Origin of the sequence: Novacetimonas hansenii JCM 7643, from assembly GCF_000964405.1 — a bacterium.
GTDB classification, from domain to species: Bacteria; Pseudomonadota; Alphaproteobacteria; order Acetobacterales; family Acetobacteraceae; genus Novacetimonas; species Novacetimonas hansenii.
The window spans coordinates 1-17,113 of sequence record NZ_BANE01000189.1 but is presented as its reverse complement, the minus strand read 5'-3'; the positions used below and the strand labels follow the sequence as shown (position 1 = coordinate 17,113).

The 17,113-nt window shown below is 58.4% G+C and carries 17 protein-coding genes and 1 tRNA gene; 10 read left to right on the top strand and 8 right to left on the bottom strand.

Features of this window, described 5'->3' with window-relative positions; genetic code table 11:
- The first annotated feature begins 78 nt into the window (after window positions 1–78).
- Window positions 79–687, top strand: coding sequence for an acetate uptake transporter (locus tag B7G66_RS12790; protein WP_003619504.1), 609 nt, complete (start codon window positions 79–81; stop codon window positions 685–687).
- A gap of 336 nt (window positions 688–1,023) precedes the next feature.
- Window positions 1,024–2,145 (top strand): metallophosphoesterase, encoded by a 1,122-nt coding sequence (locus B7G66_RS12785; protein ID WP_040511879.1) that lies wholly within the window; start codon window positions 1,024–1,026, stop codon window positions 2,143–2,145.
- Window positions 2,146–2,533: 388 nt separating this feature from the next.
- Here B7G66_RS12785 and B7G66_RS12780 read toward each other — a convergent pair.
- From B7G66_RS12780 to gatC, 4 genes are all read right to left on the bottom strand, one after another.
- Window positions 2,534–2,625, bottom strand: a tRNA-Ser gene (locus tag B7G66_RS12780).
- 100 nt (window positions 2,626–2,725) lie between these two features.
- Complete coding sequence (gene gatB / locus B7G66_RS12775) at window positions 2,726–4,174, bottom strand: Asp-tRNA(Asn)/Glu-tRNA(Gln) amidotransferase subunit GatB (RefSeq protein ID WP_003619509.1); 1,449 nt, start codon at window positions 4,172–4,174, stop codon at window positions 2,726–2,728.
- Window positions 4,174–5,655 carry an Asp-tRNA(Asn)/Glu-tRNA(Gln) amidotransferase subunit GatA gene (gene gatA / locus B7G66_RS12770; RefSeq protein WP_003619511.1) on the bottom strand — a complete coding sequence of 494 codons (1,482 nt, stop codon included), beginning with the start codon at window positions 5,653–5,655 and terminating at the stop codon, window positions 4,174–4,176. Before gatA ends, gatB begins: the two co-directional genes overlap by 1 nt.
- Complete coding sequence (gene gatC / locus B7G66_RS12765; RefSeq protein WP_040511880.1) at window positions 5,655–5,942, bottom strand: Asp-tRNA(Asn)/Glu-tRNA(Gln) amidotransferase subunit GatC; 288 nt, start codon at window positions 5,940–5,942, stop codon at window positions 5,655–5,657. The genes gatA and gatC overlap by 1 nt, the downstream gene beginning before the upstream one ends.
- A 76-nt stretch (window positions 5,943–6,018) precedes the next feature.
- Here gatC and ruvX point away from each other — a divergent pair, with 76 nt between their 5' ends.
- On the top strand, window positions 6,019–6,480 hold the full coding sequence (ruvX, locus tag B7G66_RS12760) for a Holliday junction resolvase RuvX (RefSeq protein WP_003619514.1): 462 nt from the start codon (window positions 6,019–6,021) through the stop codon (window positions 6,478–6,480).
- On the opposite strand, the gene B7G66_RS12755 is transcribed toward ruvX, so the two are convergent.
- Entirely contained in the window at window positions 6,444–6,767 is a 324-nt protein-coding gene (locus B7G66_RS12755) for a hypothetical protein (RefSeq protein WP_003619517.1), read from the bottom strand. The genes ruvX and B7G66_RS12755 overlap by 37 nt on opposite strands.
- Before the next feature lie 204 nt (window positions 6,768–6,971).
- On the opposite strand from B7G66_RS12755, the gene B7G66_RS12750 reads away from it, so the two are divergent.
- The 6 genes from B7G66_RS12750 (at window position 6,972) to B7G66_RS12725 (ending at window position 14,289) form a co-directional block, all read left to right on the top strand.
- Window positions 6,972–8,288 (top strand): UDP-glucose dehydrogenase family protein, encoded by a 1,317-nt coding sequence (locus B7G66_RS12750; protein WP_003619519.1) that lies wholly within the window; start codon window positions 6,972–6,974, stop codon window positions 8,286–8,288.
- A gap of 117 nt (window positions 8,289–8,405) precedes the next feature.
- Entirely contained in the window at window positions 8,406–9,464 is a 1,059-nt protein-coding gene (locus tag B7G66_RS12745; RefSeq protein ID WP_003619520.1) for an AI-2E family transporter, read from the top strand.
- 375 nt (window positions 9,465–9,839) lie between these two features.
- Window positions 9,840–10,826 (top strand): SDR family oxidoreductase, encoded by a 987-nt coding sequence (locus B7G66_RS12740; RefSeq protein ID WP_075624061.1) that lies wholly within the window; start codon window positions 9,840–9,842, stop codon window positions 10,824–10,826.
- 104 nt (window positions 10,827–10,930) lie between these two features.
- Complete coding sequence (locus tag B7G66_RS12735; RefSeq protein WP_003619522.1) at window positions 10,931–11,146, top strand: hypothetical protein; 216 nt, start codon at window positions 10,931–10,933, stop codon at window positions 11,144–11,146.
- A gap of 212 nt (window positions 11,147–11,358) precedes the next feature.
- On the top strand, window positions 11,359–12,471 hold the full coding sequence (locus B7G66_RS12730) for a retroviral-like aspartic protease family protein (protein WP_003619523.1): 1,113 nt from the start codon (window positions 11,359–11,361) through the stop codon (window positions 12,469–12,471).
- Window positions 12,472–12,480: 9 nt separating this feature from the next.
- Window positions 12,481–14,289, top strand: a complete 1,809-nt coding sequence (locus B7G66_RS12725) for an ABC transporter ATP-binding protein (protein WP_003619524.1) — start codon at window positions 12,481–12,483, stop codon at window positions 14,287–14,289.
- Window positions 14,290–14,312: 23 nt separating this feature from the next.
- On the opposite strand, the gene B7G66_RS12720 is transcribed toward B7G66_RS12725, so the two are convergent.
- Both B7G66_RS12720 and B7G66_RS12715 read right to left on the bottom strand, forming a co-directional pair.
- On the bottom strand, window positions 14,313–14,708 hold the full coding sequence (locus B7G66_RS12720) for a hypothetical protein (RefSeq protein ID WP_003619525.1): 396 nt from the start codon (window positions 14,706–14,708) through the stop codon (window positions 14,313–14,315).
- Window positions 14,709–14,797: 89 nt separating this feature from the next.
- The gene (locus B7G66_RS12715; protein ID WP_003619526.1) at window positions 14,798–15,313 is read right to left on the bottom strand and encodes a hypothetical protein; all 516 of its coding nucleotides are present in this window, start codon (window positions 15,311–15,313) and stop codon (window positions 14,798–14,800) included.
- 242 nt (window positions 15,314–15,555) lie between these two features.
- Here B7G66_RS12715 and B7G66_RS12710 point away from each other — a divergent pair, with 242 nt between their 5' ends.
- Entirely contained in the window at window positions 15,556–16,347 is a 792-nt protein-coding gene (locus B7G66_RS12710; protein ID WP_196760709.1) for a hydroxyethylthiazole kinase, read from the top strand.
- A 20-nt stretch (window positions 16,348–16,367) separates the two neighbouring features.
- Here the strand turns inward: B7G66_RS12710 and B7G66_RS12705 are convergent, their stop codons facing one another.
- The gene (locus tag B7G66_RS12705; RefSeq protein ID WP_040510709.1) at window positions 16,368–16,823 is read right to left on the bottom strand and encodes a hypothetical protein; all 456 of its coding nucleotides are present in this window, start codon (window positions 16,821–16,823) and stop codon (window positions 16,368–16,370) included.
- Window positions 16,824–17,113: the final 290 nt, after the last annotated feature.

Here is a 17,113-nt window from a genome sequence, read left to right as displayed (position 1 = left end):
TTCCTGACGTTCTCTAAGATAGATTTTAATATGCCGGGTCGGGCTGATCGTGACATGTTTTGTCATGATTTATCCGCCATGGAATGGAATTGCGGCATGACCCATAATTCGGCAAAAGCAGATCCTGCCCCGTTGGGGTTGATGGGGTTTGGCATGACCACTGTCCTGCTCAACCTGCATAATTCAGGCATCGTTCCCATGGGGGGAGCTATTCTCGCAATGGGATTGGTGTTCGGCGGGGCGACGCAATTTGTCGCCGGCCTGCTGGAATACGGAAACAGAAATACATTTGGCATGACGGCCTTCATGTCTTATGGCGCTTTCTGGCTATCCCTCGTTGTGTTGCTGTTCTTGCCGCACTGGGGATTGGTGGCACCCTCATCACCTGCCTTGATGGGCAGCTACCTGCTGATGTGGGGCCTGTTTACTGCCATTATGACGATTGGTACGCTGCGTGCCTCGCGCATGCATCAGGTGGTGTTTTCCAGCCTGACAGTATTGTTTCTGCTGCTCGGCCTTGCCGAAATCCTTGAGCAGCCCATGTTGACGGTTATTGCCGGATATGAAGGATTATTTTGCGGGTTCAGCGCCATTTATCTGGCGGCAGTGGAATTGCTCGCAGCACAACCGGGGCACGTCGCAGCTCCTGTTGCAGTTATGGTGCCGCCTGCCGAGGTTGCAGCCTGATATTGCGGTTCCGCAAACCTGTTATGGGGGAAGGCAGCACATGCCCGATGATACCCCACGACTGAATATAACCGCCCTTCGGGGCGGTTTTTTTTGGATATGCCGCTATATCAAGGGGCTGACGGTTACGCGTATATATGTGCTTGATCGCGCGTATCCTGCGGCGCCATGGGCATAAAAACGCGCAAATGCCCGGGGATAAGTTCTCCTGAAACGGCCAAGCCTATGGCATAATGTATAATTCTGGCACCCCGCAGGTATTTTGCGCATATGCGTGGCCTGTATGCAGGGGGCGAAACACGTTCCCTATGTCCCAATGCAAGGATATGGATTGTAATGCGCCTTGTTGTTTTTGGTTTGCCCCTGCTGATCGTGATCCTGAACTGGCTGTGGCCGTTGCCTCTACCTTTTGGGGTGAAAATGCTTGCGGCTGCACTGGTGGTCGTGGCGGCACTTTATCACTACTGGTCCCGGCTTTCCTCGGGCTCAGTCTTTGCACCGGAATTTCCCCGTCCTTTTGTTATTCTGTTCAATTGGGCCTTCGGGGCGCTTCTCTTCCTTACGCTATTGCAGGTCGTGCTTGATTTTGGTGCGCTGGCTGTTGCGTTGGTAACATGGCAGCCGGTTTATATTCCTGTCGGTGCGCGGGCGGCGGTGGGGGGAATTGCCGGCGGGCTTGCTGCGATTGGTGTGGCCAATGCGATAAGGGTGCCACCGGTCAGGGACGTGACTGTCACCATTTCCGGCCTCTCGCCCTTGTTTGACGGATATCGGCTGCTTCAGTTGACCGACATGCATATCAGTCGGCTGTTTCCTGCAAGTTGGGCTGCATCGGTTGTGGAGCGCGCCAATGCGACCGGTGCGGACATGATTGTCGTGACCGGAGATTTCATTGATGGATCGGTCGCCATGCGCTGTGCTGATGTGGCGCCGCTTGCACGACTTCATGCGCCGGATGGCGTTCTGGCAATACCGGGCAACCATGAATATTTCTTCGATTATGATGACTGGATGCACCACCTGTCGGAATTGGGGTTTCATATGCTGCTTAACCGGCATGTGGTTATCACAAGGGAAGGGGCCGAACTGGTATGCGCTGGTGTGACTGACCGCTCGGCACCAGGACATGGGCAGGCTGGCCCGGATCTGGTTGCTGCCCTTGCAGGTTCTCCCGCTGGTGCGCCGGTTGTGCTGCTTGATCACCAACCTGGTGATGCACATACCGCTTCCAAGCTGGGCGTTGCCCTTCAACTGTCGGGGCATACGCATGGCGGGATGATTTTCGGCCTTGATCGCCTTGTTGCACGTGGGAATAGCGGTTTTGTGTCCGGGCGTTATGATCTGGGTGGTATGACGCTGTATGTCAGTAATGGTACCGGATTGTGGCCGGGATTTGCGCTGCGGCTTGGCAGGCCATCTGAAATCACCCTTTTCCATCTGCGTGCGGATAATGCGTAAATCTCTTTGATATGATGGGGATGGTGGTCTGCTCGTTGTAAAGGCGCATCGGGAGGGCGAAGGGATCATGCTGTGCCGGATGTATTTGGACGGCCCTGACAGTCGGATCACCAGCGCCGCAAGCGCATTCCCCGCAGATCATCCAGAGTGATGATGGCAGGCCGCTGCTCTTTTTCGAGAGGTTGTAAAAGCCCCTCAGCATTGGAGAGCTTGTAAAATCCGTCTTTTGGCTTTGCACGCGCGGATCGCGGTATCCGTCGGCATGGATATCCCCATCGTATCTGTCCTTCGGCGGCTTTCCATGCCATCGCATGTCAGATCAGAAGGCGATAAAACGGCAGAAATCCCGAGGGATTGTTAACTGCTGTCACTGTATGTCAGGGGAAATTGGCGGAGGGGATGGGATTCGAACCCACGGAACGAGTTACCCCGTTCAGCGATTTAGCAAACCGCCGCCTTCAGCCTCTCGGCCACCCCTCCGCCGGGGAAAAGCGTATATTTCTACACGGCGTTTGCAGCGCTGCTTGTAGCTGGTTCCGGCAGCGCCGTCAAACGTTCAAATGAAAAAAATATCCAGTTTTTACAAAACCTTTTTCAGCGCCTCGTTCACGAGGGCCGGATTGGCCTTTCCGGCCATGGCTTTCATCACCTGTCCGACGAAGAATCCGAACAAACGATCCTTGCCACTGCGGTATTCTGCCACCTTGTCAGCGTGCTTGGTCATGATGTCGGCAACCACCGTATCAATGGCCCCCGTATCCGTGACCTGCTTCAGGCCCTTGCGTTCGACAATATCAGCGGCGCTGTCACCGGTCTCCAGCATGTCTTCGAAGACTTCCTTGGCGATCTTGCCATTGATCGTGCCGTCTGCGACAAGGTCCAGCATACCGCCAAGTGCCTGCGCTGAAATCGGGCTGTCGCTGATATGGCGACTGCTTTTGTTCAATGCCGCGAACAGGTCCCCTGTAACCCAGTTGGCCACCAATCGCCCATCACGACCACGGGCCACGGTTTCATAATAATCCGCGATCGCCTGCTCCGCCACCAGGACATTGGCATCGTAATGTGGGATTTTATATTCTTTTTCAAAGCGGTCGCGCTTGTCATCGGGCAGCTCCGGCAGGCCCTTTTCCAAATTACGCACCCATTCTTCCCCGATCACGAGCGGAAGCAGGTCCGGATCGGGGAAGTAGCGGTAATCGTGGGCGTCTTCCTTGCTGCGTAGGGATCGGGTCTCGTTACGTGACGGGTCGAACAGGCGCGTTTCCTGATCGACGCTGCCGCCTGCTTCCCATATCTCCACCTGCCGCGCGGCTTCGACCTCGATGGCATGCATGACATACCGGATCGAATTGACGTTCTTGATTTCGCATCGCGTGCGGAAGGGTTCATCCTTCTTGCGTACGGAAACGTTGACGTCCGCACGCATGGAGCCTTCCTCCATGTTGCCATCACAGGTGCCAAGATAGCGCAGGATCATGCGCAACTTACGCAGGTAGGCACCAGCTTCCTCGGGGGAGCGGATGTCAGGTTCGCTGACGATTTCCATCAGCGCCACCCCCGCGCGGTTCAGGTCGATGAAGGATCGGGTCGGGTCCTGGTCATGCATCGACTTGCCGGCATCTTGTTCCAGATGCAGGCGTGTGATCCCGATATGGCGCACTGTCCCATCGGACAGTTCGATTTCCACCGTGCCTTCCCCCACGATGGGGTGGGTGAACTGGCTGATCTGGTAGCCGGTGGGCAGATCAGCGTAGAAATAGTTTTTCCGGTCAAAACGGCTTTGCAGGTTGATGCGCGCCTTCAGGCCCAGGCCCGTGCGCACGGCCTGCGCCACGCATTCGCGGTTGATGACGGGTAACATGCCGGGAAAACCCGCATCAACCAGGCTGACATGGGTGTTCGCATTACCACCATAGGTGGCCGACGCCCCGGAAAACAGCTTCGACTTGCTGATGACCTGCGCGTGGACCTCCAGGCCCACGACGATTTCCCACGTCCCGGTCTTGCCTTCGATCAGGTAGGACATCACACGCCCTCCGCACGGATGGTGGGACGATGCGTGAACGCCGCGGCCCGTTCCAGCGCATGGCCCGCCGCCAGAACGCTTTTTTCATCAAAGGGGCGGCCGATCAGTTGCAGCCCCAGCGGCAGCTTGCGCTCACTCAGCCCGACCGGCAGCGACATGGCGGGCATGCCGGCCATGCTGGCGGGAACGGTGAACACATCATTCAGGTACATCTGGACCGGATCGTCCGTCTTTTCGCCCTGCGCAAAGGCCGGGGAAGGGGCAGTCGGTGTCAACAAGACGTCAACCTTCTCAAAGGCTTCGGTGAAATCACGACGGATCAGGGAACGGACCTTCTGTGCCTTGAGGTAATAGGCGTCATAATAGCCCGCAGACAGGACATAGGTCCCGACCATGATGCGGCGGCGGACTTCGGCGCCGAAGCCTTCGCGCCGGGTCTTTTCGTACATTTCATCGAGTGTCGGCGCCGCAACCCGGCGTCCGAAGCGCACACCGTCATACCGGGCCAGGTTGGACGAACATTCCGCAGGGGCGACGATATAATAGGTCGCAAGCCCGTATTTGGTGTGTGGCAGGGACACATCGACAATTTCACAGCCCGCATCACGCAGCCATTCAATCCCCTGACGCCATGATGCCTCGATTCCTGCGGGCATTCCCTCCACCCGGTATTCGCGCGGAATGCCCACGCGCATGCCCTTGAGGCTGGTGGAGCAGGCGGCGCGATAGTCATCAAGCGGATGATCGACGCTGGTGCTGTCCTTGGGGTCGAACCCGGCCATGGATTGCAGCATGATTGCGCAATCTTCCACCGTGCGGGCCATCGGCCCGGCCTGGTCAAGGGAACTTGCGAACGCAATGGTGCCCCAGCGGCTGCACCGGCCATAGGTCGGCTTCAGCCCGACAATCCCGCAATAGGCGGCAGGTTGACGGATGGAGCCACCGGTATCCGTGCCCGTTGCGCCCATGGCAAGGCCCGCCGCGACCGCCGCAGCCGACCCGCCAGACGATCCGCCGGGCACAAGGGCGGTCTGTGCATCGCCTTCACGCTTCCATGGGTTTTCGACGGCGCCAAAAGCCGAGGTGATGTTGGCTGAACCCATGGCGAATTCGTCAAGGTTTGTCTTGCCCACGAACACTGCGCCATCACGCAGAAGGTTTGCCGTCACCGTGCTTTCATACGGCGGGACAAATTCTTCCAGCATCCGGCTTGCAGCGGTGGTGCGCACGCCATTGGTGCAGAACAGGTCCTTGATCCCCAGCGGGATACCCGTCAGGGTCGGGGCATCCTTGCTTGCCAGAAGGTCATCGGCACGCTTTGCCGCAACCAGTGCCTGTTCCGAGGTCACGGTAATGAAGGCGTTGAGCCGTCCATTAAGCCGCCCGATCGCATCGACATGCGCGCCAACCAGTTCGGATGCGGAAAATTCGCGCCGGCGCAACCCGTCATGCGCTGCGGCGATCGTCAGTTCTGTCAGCATTATTCAACCACCTTGGGCACGGTATAATAGGGGCCAGCCGTATCGGTGGCGTTCGACAGGACGGCATCGCGTATGTTCCCATCCGTCACGACGTCCTCGCGCATGCGCAGGACCGCGGTTTCGGTCCCGACCATGGGGGCGATACCATCGACATTGACCTCGTTGAGCTGTTCGATCCAGCCGAGGATGCCGTTCAGTTCCCCTGGCAGGGACTGCAGGTCGGATTCGTCAATACCAATCCGTGCCAGCCGGGCAATTCGGCGGACGGTCGCGGGATCAAGCGACATGAAGCAATAACTTTCCATCGTGACGGGGTAAGAATATCCTGCGCGCAGGAACGTCCAAGGATAATAGCCCCAGACCATGCCCCTGTTCAACATACCCGAATTACGATTGGCCCTGCGGCCCGGACAACGCCTGATGGGGATCGATCCCGGTCAGAAAACGATCGGGATCGCGCTGTCCGATGTTTCGCTCATGCTGGCGTCACCATGCACCACGGTGCGCAGGCGCAAGCTGTCCCTTGTCGCGGCGGAGATCGGGGAACTGGCACGGCGCCACGATGTCGGTGCGCTGGTGGGGGGGCTGCCGCTGTCACTTGATGGCAGCTTTGGCCCGGCGGCGCAGGCCGCGCGTGACTGGATGATGAACCTGTCGCAACAGGTCGGGTTGCCTGCGGCGATGTGGGACGAACGCCTGTCGTCCTCGGCGGTGAACCGCATGCTGATCCAGGATGTGGACATGACCCGACAGCGCCGTGAACAGGTGGTGGACAAGGTGGCGGCGGCCTATATCCTCCAGGCGGCACTCGACGCTTCGGCATGATGGTCGTGCGTGCGACCGCCATCCGCCGGATCGCCAAACAACGCCTGTAGCAGCACAAGCATCAGGAAAAGCGCCGCCAGCAGTCCGAACATCCGGCCAAAGACACGGAACGCGGCGATGATGAGCGCGATCAGCACGATGGTCAGCACGGCCCGCTGCGTCTGTCCATGCACGCCGATGGTGTCCATCATTGCGGCTAGGACGCCTTCGATCATCACAATTCCAGCGAGGATGAGGCCGACAAGGCCAAACAGCATGTTGCCCAGAAGGCTGAGGATATGACTCATCGGTGGGCGACTTTCCGCTGTGGAGGAATGGTGGCAGGCGGCGCGGGGGCATAACGCGGGCGGGGGCATATACGTTCGGGGGCTGCGAACACACGATGTTACGGAAAATTGCGCAGTCGCGGGTCGCCGCGCGACCTCTTGTCAGGACGAGGCCTCCGTGCTGATTAAGCCAGACAAAAGAGATTGTGAAGGGACTGACAGCGGATGAAGATTGCCGTCATCGGGGCAGGCTACGTGGGTCTGGTATCAGGCGCGTGCCTTGCTGATTTTGGCCATGAGGTCCGTTGCATCGACAGGGATCTGCGTCGTGTCGAGGGGCTGCGCGCCGGACGCATGCCCATATACGAACCCGGCCTTGCGGAACTGACGGCCGACAATGTGGCGGCGGGGCGGCTGTCCTTCGAACATGACCTGGCGGTCGGCATGAAGGACGCCGAAGTGATCTTCATCGCCGTTGGTACGCCGTCACGCCCGGAGGATGGGCATGCGGACCTTACCTTCGTCTATCAGGTCACGCGGGAGATCGCGCAGAACCTTGAGGGGTACGCGGTTATCGTCACGAAATCGACGGTCCCTGTCGGTACGAGTGATGAGGTGGAGCGCCTTGTGCGTTCGCTGCGTCCCGATGTGGAATTTTCCGTGGCATCCAATCCGGAATTCCTGCGCGAGGGGGCCGCGATCGGGGATTTCAAGATTCCCGACCGTATCGTCGTGGGCGTGGAGGATGAGCGTGCGAGGGAGGTCATGGCTGCGGTTTATCGTCCGCTGTTCCTTAATCAGGCGCCGCTGCTGTTCACGGATCGCCGTACGTCGGAATTGACGAAATACGCAGCCAATGCATTCCTTGCGACCAAGATTACCTTTATCAACGAAATCGCCGATATCTGTGAAAAGACCGGCGCCAACGTGCAGGACGTTGCGCGTGGCATGGGGCTGGACAAGCGGATCGGGCCGAAATTCCTGCATGCGGGTCCGGGCTTTGGCGGGTCATGCTTTCCCAAGGATGTCAGGGCGCTGATCAAGACGGGGCAGGATTATGATGTCCCCAGCCGCATTGTGGAGGCGGTGGCCGATGTCAATGAACGGCGCAAGCGCAGGATGGGGCGCAGGATTGTCGCCGCCTGTGGCGGGGAAATCCGTGACCGCATCATCGCTGTGCTGGGCCTGACGTTCAAACCGCGTACCGACGACATGCGTGATGCCCCGTCCATTGCCATCATCCAGACCCTGCGTGATGCAGGGGGCGTGGTGCATGCGTTCGACCCCGCCGGGATGGAACATGCACGTGAGGTCATGGGCGATGTGACCTATTTCCAGGATCCTTATCAGGCGGTTGCCGGGGCGGATGCGGTGGCCATCGTGACGGAGTGGGAGTCCCTGCGCGCGCTGGACCTGAAAAAAATATACGGCCTGATGCGTACACCTGTCCTTGTGGACCTGCGCAATATCTATGGACCCGAGGAGGCCAAGGCCGCCGGTTTCACCTATATCGCGGTCGGGCGTGGGGACCTGCGGGAATAAGCCCTGCCCACCGCCGAAGGGAACGGCGGTGGGTATTTTCGCGCCTGTCTTCGGGATATGGTAATCGTATCCGTAATACAGTGCCGTCCTTGCCGAAATATCAGGAAACCATGATCCATGGGAAACACGTCGCGGGTTCAGTATGTTGCCACGGGGGGCTTCGTCTGCCTCGTCATCATGGCATCGCTGTATATCGAGCAGTCCTTTCTGGGGGCGTTCGTATGGGGCATCATCCTGTCGATTACGGCATTTCCCCTCTATCAGGTCCTGCGTCGGCGCGGATGCGGCAATATGGTGGCGTCACTGGTCATCAGCGTCGGGATATTTGCATTGCTGGCGGTTCCGCTGGTGGCCATGGTGGCAAAGGCGGTGGCGGACCTGCCGTCACTCTATGACTGGGCCAAATCGGCATCACAGACGGGAATCCCGGTTCCAAAGCAGGTGGCCGACCTTCCGGGTGGCAGTTCAAAGATCGCTCCCCTGTGGCAAAAATATCTGTCGGACCCGAACGAACTGCGCACCTGGCTGGGGTCTGTTTCGCATACATTCGCCACTGCTGATGGGAAAAACCTGACCCATCGCCTGATGGAGGTTGCCGAAACCTTCATGATTGCGGTCCTGTCCGTCTATTTCTTCTTGGTATCCGCTGAAAGCCTGATTGGCGATATCCGTGCGGTCGGCAAGAAATTCCTTGGCCGTCGTGCCACCGATGCCATCGACAATATCGTTGGTTCTGTGCGTGGAACGGTTGCAGGTCTTGTCCTGGTCGGGATGGGGGAAGGGGGCATCATCGGGATCGGCTATTTCATGGCGGGCACCCCGCATCCGGCACTGTTCATGCTGGTGACGGCCATTGTCAGCATCGTGCCGTTCTGCGGGCCTGTGATCCTTGCGCTGGCGGCTGCCACGACTTTTGCCGCAAGCGGGGGCGGGGCCGCGCTGATTGTCGGGCTTATCGGGTGTGTGGCCTATTTTTTCGGCGATCATTTCGTGCGTCCCAAGCTGATCAGCGGGAATACCAAAATTCCGTTTCTTGCTGTCCTGACCGCCATTCTGGGGGGGCTGCATGCCTGCGGTCTGCTGGGGCTGTTTATCGGGCCGGCCGTCATTGCGGTGGCATTTTCGCTATGGCGTTCGGCCGTGGCAGACAGTCGTGCTGATTGCGCCGCCTCCTGAACAGGGACATTTCGTATTCATTGCGTGGGGGTGAATATAGGAGGGTAACATCGCCTCCTTATGGTAGAATAGACCTGAAAAAGAGAGCCGGAATAATCCGCTGACCGGGATTGAAGGTTTTCGGGAGCGGGATATTTGGCAATATGATGCCTGGTGAGGTATTGTGAAAAATCTTCACCAGAAGAGCCCTGATGCCTCGCAGGGAGGGCTTGATTGCCTTTCCCGGCCATGTTCTGAGCGCGTGGCCATATTTTCTACTTTATTTTCCTGTGAATGGTGACACGGGGGCATGATGTGCATGCCTTGCATGTATGACTATGCCCGGTGGGGTCATCCTTTGGGGCTTTACCTGTAAAATTCGTCAAGGTTGGTAAATTGTACGATTCCAGAAAACAAGTTGTCATCATCACTGGCGGTTCATCTGGGATTGGTCGATGCACGGCCCGGCTGTTCGCTACCCATGGATGGAATGTCGGCATCATCGCCCGGGGGATGGCCGCGATGGAGGCAACGGCGCGGGATGTGCGTGCGCAGGGTGGGGATGTCGCCATTGCGGAAGCCGATGTGACGGATACTGTGGCGCTCGGCACGGCGGCGGATGGGATCATTGCGCAACTCGGTCCTGTGGATGTCTGGATCAATTGCGCGGGGACCGGCATTTATGGTCGTTTCGATGATGTGCGTGAAAATGAATTCCAGCGTGTGACCGACGTGACCTATCACGGCACGGTTAACGGGACGCGCATTGCATTGCGGCACATGCGCGCACGCGGACAGGGATCCATTGTCAATGTCTGTTCCGCCATTGCATTCCATGGTGTGCCGCTGCTGTCATCTTATGCCGGGGCAAAGGGGGCGGTGCGTGCCTTTACGCAGGCAATCCGTGGGGAGTTGCGCCTGGAAAAAAGCCATGTGCGCATATGCTCTGTTTTCCCTGCGGCGATGAATACGCCATTTTTCAGCCATGCGCTGAGCCATATGGGATGGCCCGCGCGCCCAGCCAAGCCGATCTATCAGCCGGAGGTGGCGGCCGAGGGGATCTGGCTGGCGTCGCGGGGCAACCATTCCGAACTTTTCATTACAGGCACGACCGAACTTTTTTCCCTGGCCACACGCTTCATGCCTGGTGTTATCGGCTGGTGTGTCAGTCAACTGGGTATGGAACGGCAATTGACGCGTGACCAGCGTGCTGTCGAATTGTGTGAACCCACCTTGTTCCATCCATCCGATCGGGTGCGGGGGGGCAGGGGGCCATTCAATCATCAGGCGCGGGGATGGAGCCTGCAGGTCTGGATGCTGGGGATGCGTCTGAAAATCTTCGCACGGATAAAGCAGATATTGCGTATGAAGCCAGAAGGCTGATCCGTGTGGCTCCTTGCGGGTCGTATTTTTACTGTCGGGACTGAACGATTTTCCTTTCCGGGCGTTTGTGGGGGATAGCGTCATTTCAGGCAGGGAGGCACGACATGCGGGGCATGGTACTCAGTGCGCTGGGGTTCTTTTTTGCCGGGGGTATCGATACTGCCTATGCCGTGTCGGTATCGCGCCTTCCGGTCATGACGGCCCCGCCCGGGCAGGCGGTGCAAAATGTCTCACTACACATGCGCCCATGCGTGGGAACTGATGGGGTGCGCCCTGCGGTTGTGTCTGCGGGTTCGTACATGCGCCACGGGGCAGTCTGAAATATCCCGCCGATAACAATGATAAAAGTTTCCATGGCAGGGCAACCCGCTGGATAACCGCCGCAGGATGATTGTCGCAGGGTGACTGTCACTATGTCGCCTGCGCGATCGTGCGACGGTCTGCGGGGTAGGGGATTTCATGGCCTGCCACTGCGGGCATTTCGTGCTAGGCTGCTGTGATCTCCAAACGCAGCAAAGCCTCCTCGTGCAGCATGTCCTCCAGCCATCTCAACCGTCCGGGTCGCGATGACCCGTTGCCACCTTCCTTCATTTCCCACCGCAATCCCGCCGCTGACGGCAGTTATTGGCATGCATGGCGGGGCAGGGCGGGCGGTCTGCTTGCATTATGTTGCCTGATGGTCGGTGGACATGTGGCAGCCCACGCCGAAGATATGATCGATAATGTGCTGCCTGCGCATTGCGTCGCCCATGTCATGAATGTGCCGCTGATGTCACACAGTGGCAGCCCGGTCATTCCCGTGGTGATCAATGGCAAGTCCGGGGTGGCTTATGTCAGTTTCACGCAGGAAGATATCGGGGTGTTTGCCGTCCCCACGATGGATTATCCCATTGGCAAGACCTTCCAGATCCAGACCATTGCCGGGCAGAGCTATTCCTTTGCAACCACGATCAAATCCTTGCACATCGCACAGGGGGAAGCTGCGGATGTGCCGGCTATTGTGGTCGGGGACAAGCAGGAGATGATAGGCGACCAGCCTGTTCTGGGCATCATCGGCTATAGTGTCCTGAGCAATTATGATGTGCTGCTTGATTTCGTGACAAAGAGGATGGTTCTTTTCCGCATGTCGGAAACGGCGTCCTGCAACACGATGCCGCAATGGCTTGGGCCGGACGCCACGCCGGTTACGCTGCTGTCCAATGGCCGGGGGGTGCAGACCGGGGTGGAGCTGCAGGTCGGGGGCGTTCCCCTGCGGCTGGAAGTGGAGCCGGGGTCAAATGCGTCGGTCGTGCGGCAAAAGGATGCGCATGCCCTGGGACTGACCCATGCCACGCTGCATGCAGACCCGCATGTGCGTACCGTGGTTGGTCGCATTCTTGTCGGGCATCGGCACCATTTTGACAATGTGACGATCGGGGAATGGAAGGACCGGTCCCTTGATGTGAATGTAGAGAAGGCGAAATACAACCTTCTGGGCATGGATTTCCTGCGTAACAGGAAAGTTCTCATGGCCTTTCCTCAGGGCATGCTGTATCTGACGCCGCCTTCCGTCAGCAAGGACAAGGATCCCCGCATTCCCAGTGCGCTTGCCACGCACCTTGCGACCGCAACCGTTCATGAGGCGAGTGGAACCACCACGCAGTAGGGACATATTATGGACAAGACGCCGCCTTCCGACGACGTGACCATTCCCGATGGTGCGATGCCAGGTCTGCGCCATCATCCGGCGCGGTTTATGGCGTATTACGTCCGTCGCCACCTGTGGGCACATCTGCTGGTCCTGGGGATGGTCACACTTGCGATGGCGTGCGGCGTCAGTACGTCCTACATCATCCGGCATCTGGTCAATGCCATGGCGGCGTCCCCCCGCCCGGACATGATGGTGGTATGGTCCATGGTCGTGGCGTTCTGCGGGGTCATTTTCGTGGATGGCTGTGCATGGCGGGTGGCGGGCTGGATGGCGTCGGGCCTGTTTGTCGAGGTCGGGGGCGATATCCGTCGTGACCTGTTCCGTTACCTGACGGGGCATTCGGTCGCCTATTTCGCCGAACGTATGTCCGGTGCCCTGTCCGCCCGGATTTCCACGGCGGCGAATGCGGTTTTCAGCCTTGAAAACCTTACGGCATGGACCCTGCTGCCGTCCGGGTTGAATATCATCATGTCCATCGCAATGCTGATGACCGTCAGCCCATGGATGGCACTGTCGATCGTGGGCATGACAGTGGGGGCGGCCATCCTGATTTTCCTGCTGGGGACACGGGGGCGCGGCCTGCATCGGGATTATGCCGCGCAGGCTGCGGAAAATGATGGCGAGATGCTGGACATTGTCAATAACATGCCGTTGGTGCGTGCATATGGCATGACCGTGCGGGAGTGCCGGCGTATGGGCCAGCGTATCCGGCACGAGACGGGATTACATCGCCGTTCGCTACGCTATCTTGAAAAACTGCGGATGTTTCACGCCGGCCTGACGATGTTGATGACTGGTGGCCTGCTAATCTGGGTTGTGACGTTGTGGCATCTGCATCGCGCCACCATCGGTGATGTGGTCATGGTGACGACGCTGGGGTTTGTCATCCTTAACTGCACCCGTGACCTCGCTTTCGCCCTGGTGGAAGCGGTGCAGCATGTCTCCCGCCTGTCAGAAACACTGGAAAAGCTTCTGCTGGCGCATGAAACGTCAAGTCATCCCCCGCCGTCACGCAGCCTCCCGCAACGCGCGCATGGCCATGTCAGCATACGCGATGCATGCTTTTCCTATCCTGGTGGTAAACCGGTCCTGTCGCATTTCAACCTTGATATCCGTGCAGCCAGCCGGGTCGGGCTTGTAGGGCAGTCGGGGTCAGGGAAAAGTACCTTGCTGGCCCTGCTGCAACGGCAGCGTTTCCTGCAGGAGGGCCAGATCCTGATTGACGGGATCGACATTCTTGCACTTGATGAAGACAGTATGCGTGGCTGCATGGCGGTCGTCGCGCAGGAGGTCGCGCTTTTGCGTCGTAGCGTGCGCGACAACATCCGATACGGGTGTGACGGTGCCAGCAATGCAGAGGTCGCTGCTGCTGCTTCCGCTGCCGGATGCCTCGATTTTATCATGGCAATGCCGCAGAAGTTCGACACCATCGTGGGGGAACGGGGCGTCATGTTGTCGGGCGGTCAGCGTCAGCGCATTGCCATTGCACGCGCGTTTTTACGCAATGCCCCGATCCTTGTCCTTGACGAAGCGACAAGTGCCCTGGACAGCCAGAGTGAAAAGCATGTGCAGGATGCGCTTGATCGTCTGCAGGCGGGGCGCACGGTCATTGCCGTGGCCCATCGTCTGTCTACCTTGCAGGGGTTCGACAGGATCGTGGTGATGGACCACGGGCGGATTGTGCAGGACGGCAGTGTATCCGAACTTGAAAACATGCCTGGCCTGTATCGCGACGTCCTGATGCGGCAGGACAGCACGCTTTCGGTTCCATAATGGCAATACAGCCGTAAACGCCGTCAATGGGTGGCGGATGTGACCTGCGTCTGTGCCTTGAGCATTTGTCCCAGCGTGTCATGAATATCTTTTGGGGCAGGGTGGGGAAGGTGGAATGTCAGCCGTCCACCCGGCGGTATGCTGAAGGACAGGAACACTTCGCGCCGTGTCCTGTCGGTCGCCAGTTCCCATTGCGTGATTTCATAAACCGGGTTTGGCGTCCCACCGCCAATGGCCTGACTGTCGGCAGCCAGCTTGGAAAACAGGGGCAGGCAGTTGACCAGTTGTGCGGGCGGCACAGACAGATGCAGTTTTGCACCGTTGGCGTCCTCAACTTCCAAAATGACCTTGCTGCCATCGGGGGAAGGACGTCCCCCCAGTATTTTGGTGATGTTCAGGTCGCGGGGGATATCACTCATAAAAAACCTGCTTCTTCTTGGGGTAAAACCCAATCATATCCCATCCCCATCCGGCGATACAGGGGACGGGTCAGCAGGCAGGCCCGACCTTAGCGGAGGTGATATTGCGACAGCGCCACCTTGCAGGACAGACCTTCCCCACTCACATTGTCGCCCCGCGTCGGGTCCACTTTAAGGGTAAGACGCATCACCGCGGCGGAAAGATGGGCGCCGTTGGTATGGGCGGAAATTTTTATGTTGATGTTGTTGTTGTTTTCCATCACGGCCCAATGACCGCCGCGTGCCACGGTGGCTTCTGCCTTGACCGCCCAATAGGTGCCATTGAGGTCCGGCAGGCGTGTCAGGTTATAGACGGCCCCATCACCAAGGACATGTGAATAGCCGATGCCAACCGCGCCGCCGCCACGGATTCGCACGGGGTAGGAGTGCGTTCCATAAAACAGCCGCCCCTTACCCCATGTATACCCCCCTGCCACGGCAACAGATTGCACCGAGAAGCAAAGCCGGGCCATGGGCTGTCCCAATGCGTCATCGGCCCGGGCGGTCTGTGTGGTAACAAGGCCAGCCAGCAGGAGGGCCGGAATGCAGAGAGAGACTGGACGCACAATATGTTCCTGAAAAAACGGCGGCAGGGTGGCATTGGGCGGGATGGGGAGGATATCCTCCCGCGACCTCGAATACCGGGCAGTATCCTATTTGTCGTGCCATCCTTGGCAAAAGGCAAGCGCCGATCCGTCCACATGGCCAACTATAACGATATATGACAATGAATTCATGAAGTTTCCAGACCGGCATGTCCTGCGATGGATGGCAGGCGGGCGGCAATGATGTGGCAAGGAGTGCGGCAATGTCGATGATCACAGTGTCATGGGATGATCCAGTGGTGCGTGACAGATTGGGCAGGATCCGTCAGCAGGCGCCATTTATTTATGGCGTGACAAATTATGTTGCAGCAACACTCAGCGCCAATGTGCTGCTTGCGGTTGGCGCGGCGCCTGCCATCGGAACCGCACCCGGATGGCCTGAAGCATTTGGCGCTTCCGCGGCGGCCGTGTGGATCAATACAGCGGCACTGATCTCCACTTCGGAAAAGGATATGTTGCATGTGGCCGCCTGTGCGCGTGACGCAGGCGTCCCCTGGGTGCTTGATCCCGTGGCTTTTGGGGCGGGGAGTGCGGAATATGATCGTATCGTCCGGCGTCTGCTGGACTTCGCGCCTGCTGTGATCCGGGGCAATGCCAGCGAACTGATGGCCCTGGCTGGTGGCGATGCCGGGGGGAAAGGGGTTGAAACTACCCATGGGTCTGACGACGCCCTGCGGCATATACAGGCCCTTGCGGCACGGAGCGGCGCAGTGGTGGCCGTCAGCGGGGCCACTGATTACATTGCATCCGGATCGAAGGTTTTTGTCGTAACGGGCGGGGATGTCCGCCTCACACGGGTGACCGGTGCAGGCTGTGCGCTTGGCGCCCTGATTGCCGCTTTCCTGCCGGTCTGCGATACGGCTGTGGATGCGGCCTGTGGTGCGCATGCAACATATGCCGCCGCAGCGGAGCGCGCGGGACGGCATGCTGTTGGCACGGGTGCTTTTGGGGTGGGGCTTCTGGATGAGTTGTCCGTTCTGGCCGGGCTGCAATAGACCGTAAAGGTCAGGCGGCTCTATTTGCTGCGTTCGGGAGTGGGGGGCGCGGGCGTGGCAATGGCCTCGCCCAGGTTGATGATGGCTTCGTTGGCAAAAGACACCATTTCGGAAGAAGGATGCTTGGCGGCCTCATCCGTTTTTTGCGCGATGCCACTCGTCATGGCCTTCAACGCCGCGACTTCGGCCCGAACATCATTAAGGATTTCGACCAGGGCCTGATGATCTTCTGCTGCACGCTGGTCGGAGGCCCGACTGAGGACCGCATTGCCGACCATCAAAGCCGGAAGCGCCACAAGCTGGATGCAGTTGCTGATATAAAGCAGTGTGTTCTGCCATGCAGGTGCGGCAAGGGGAATCAGCGAGAATACAAAGAAGGCGTAAACGCACCAGATGCTTCCAAAGATGACGGTCATCTTGACGGCGACCTGTTCATTTAGCCGCGTGAGAAATGTTGTCTTGGGAACTGGTTGCATGGGGGGGTGCGTCTCTGTGCCTGAAGGGATACGTCAAGATTAAGGTGGCATATTACGATCCGCTTACGGCGCGGTCTGTGCCGATTTTGATAATAGCAGTTATCTCTCTCTGAAAATATTTGTTATATTATATCATTATTTTTGGGTGGCGTTGTGGCTGGCATCCATGCCTGCAAAAAAGATGTCCATGCATATTGGCGGAAAACCGCGGTTTAGTTTCATGTAGGTCTAATTTTTTCAAAAAACTTTCAATTAATGGATTGACGTTATTTGTTGTGGGGCCTATATCC

Coding starts and splice junctions, on each gene's coding strand:
- B7G66_RS12790 (WP_003619504.1), top strand. CDS start 79: ATGGAATGGAATTGCGGCATGACCCATAATTCGGCAAAAGCAGATCCT.
- B7G66_RS12785 (WP_040511879.1), top strand. CDS start 1,024: ATGCGCCTTGTTGTTTTTGGTTTGCCCCTGCTGATCGTGATCCTGAAC.
- gatB (WP_003619509.1), bottom strand. CDS start 4,174: ATGTCCTACCTGATCGAAGGCAAGACCGGGACGTGGGAAATCGTCGTG.
- gatA (WP_003619511.1), bottom strand. CDS start 5,655: ATGCTGACAGAACTGACGATCGCCGCAGCGCATGACGGGTTGCGCCGG.
- gatC (WP_040511880.1), bottom strand. CDS start 5,942: ATGTCGCTTGATCCCGCGACCGTCCGCCGAATTGCCCGGCTGGCACGG.
- ruvX (WP_003619514.1), top strand. CDS start 6,019: ATGCCCCTGTTCAACATACCCGAATTACGATTGGCCCTGCGGCCCGGA.
- B7G66_RS12755 (WP_003619517.1), bottom strand. CDS start 6,767: ATGAGTCATATCCTCAGCCTTCTGGGCAACATGCTGTTTGGCCTTGTC.
- B7G66_RS12750 (WP_003619519.1), top strand. CDS start 6,972: ATGAAGATTGCCGTCATCGGGGCAGGCTACGTGGGTCTGGTATCAGGC.
- B7G66_RS12745 (WP_003619520.1), top strand. CDS start 8,406: ATGGGAAACACGTCGCGGGTTCAGTATGTTGCCACGGGGGGCTTCGTC.
- B7G66_RS12735 (WP_003619522.1), top strand. CDS start 10,931: ATGCGGGGCATGGTACTCAGTGCGCTGGGGTTCTTTTTTGCCGGGGGT.
- B7G66_RS12730 (WP_003619523.1), top strand. CDS start 11,359: ATGTCCTCCAGCCATCTCAACCGTCCGGGTCGCGATGACCCGTTGCCA.
- B7G66_RS12725 (WP_003619524.1), top strand. CDS start 12,481: ATGGACAAGACGCCGCCTTCCGACGACGTGACCATTCCCGATGGTGCG.
- B7G66_RS12720 (WP_003619525.1), bottom strand. CDS start 14,708: ATGAGTGATATCCCCCGCGACCTGAACATCACCAAAATACTGGGGGGA.
- B7G66_RS12710 (WP_196760709.1), top strand. CDS start 15,556: ATGTCGATGATCACAGTGTCATGGGATGATCCAGTGGTGCGTGACAGA.
- B7G66_RS12705 (WP_040510709.1), bottom strand. CDS start 16,823: ATGCAACCAGTTCCCAAGACAACATTTCTCACGCGGCTAAATGAACAG.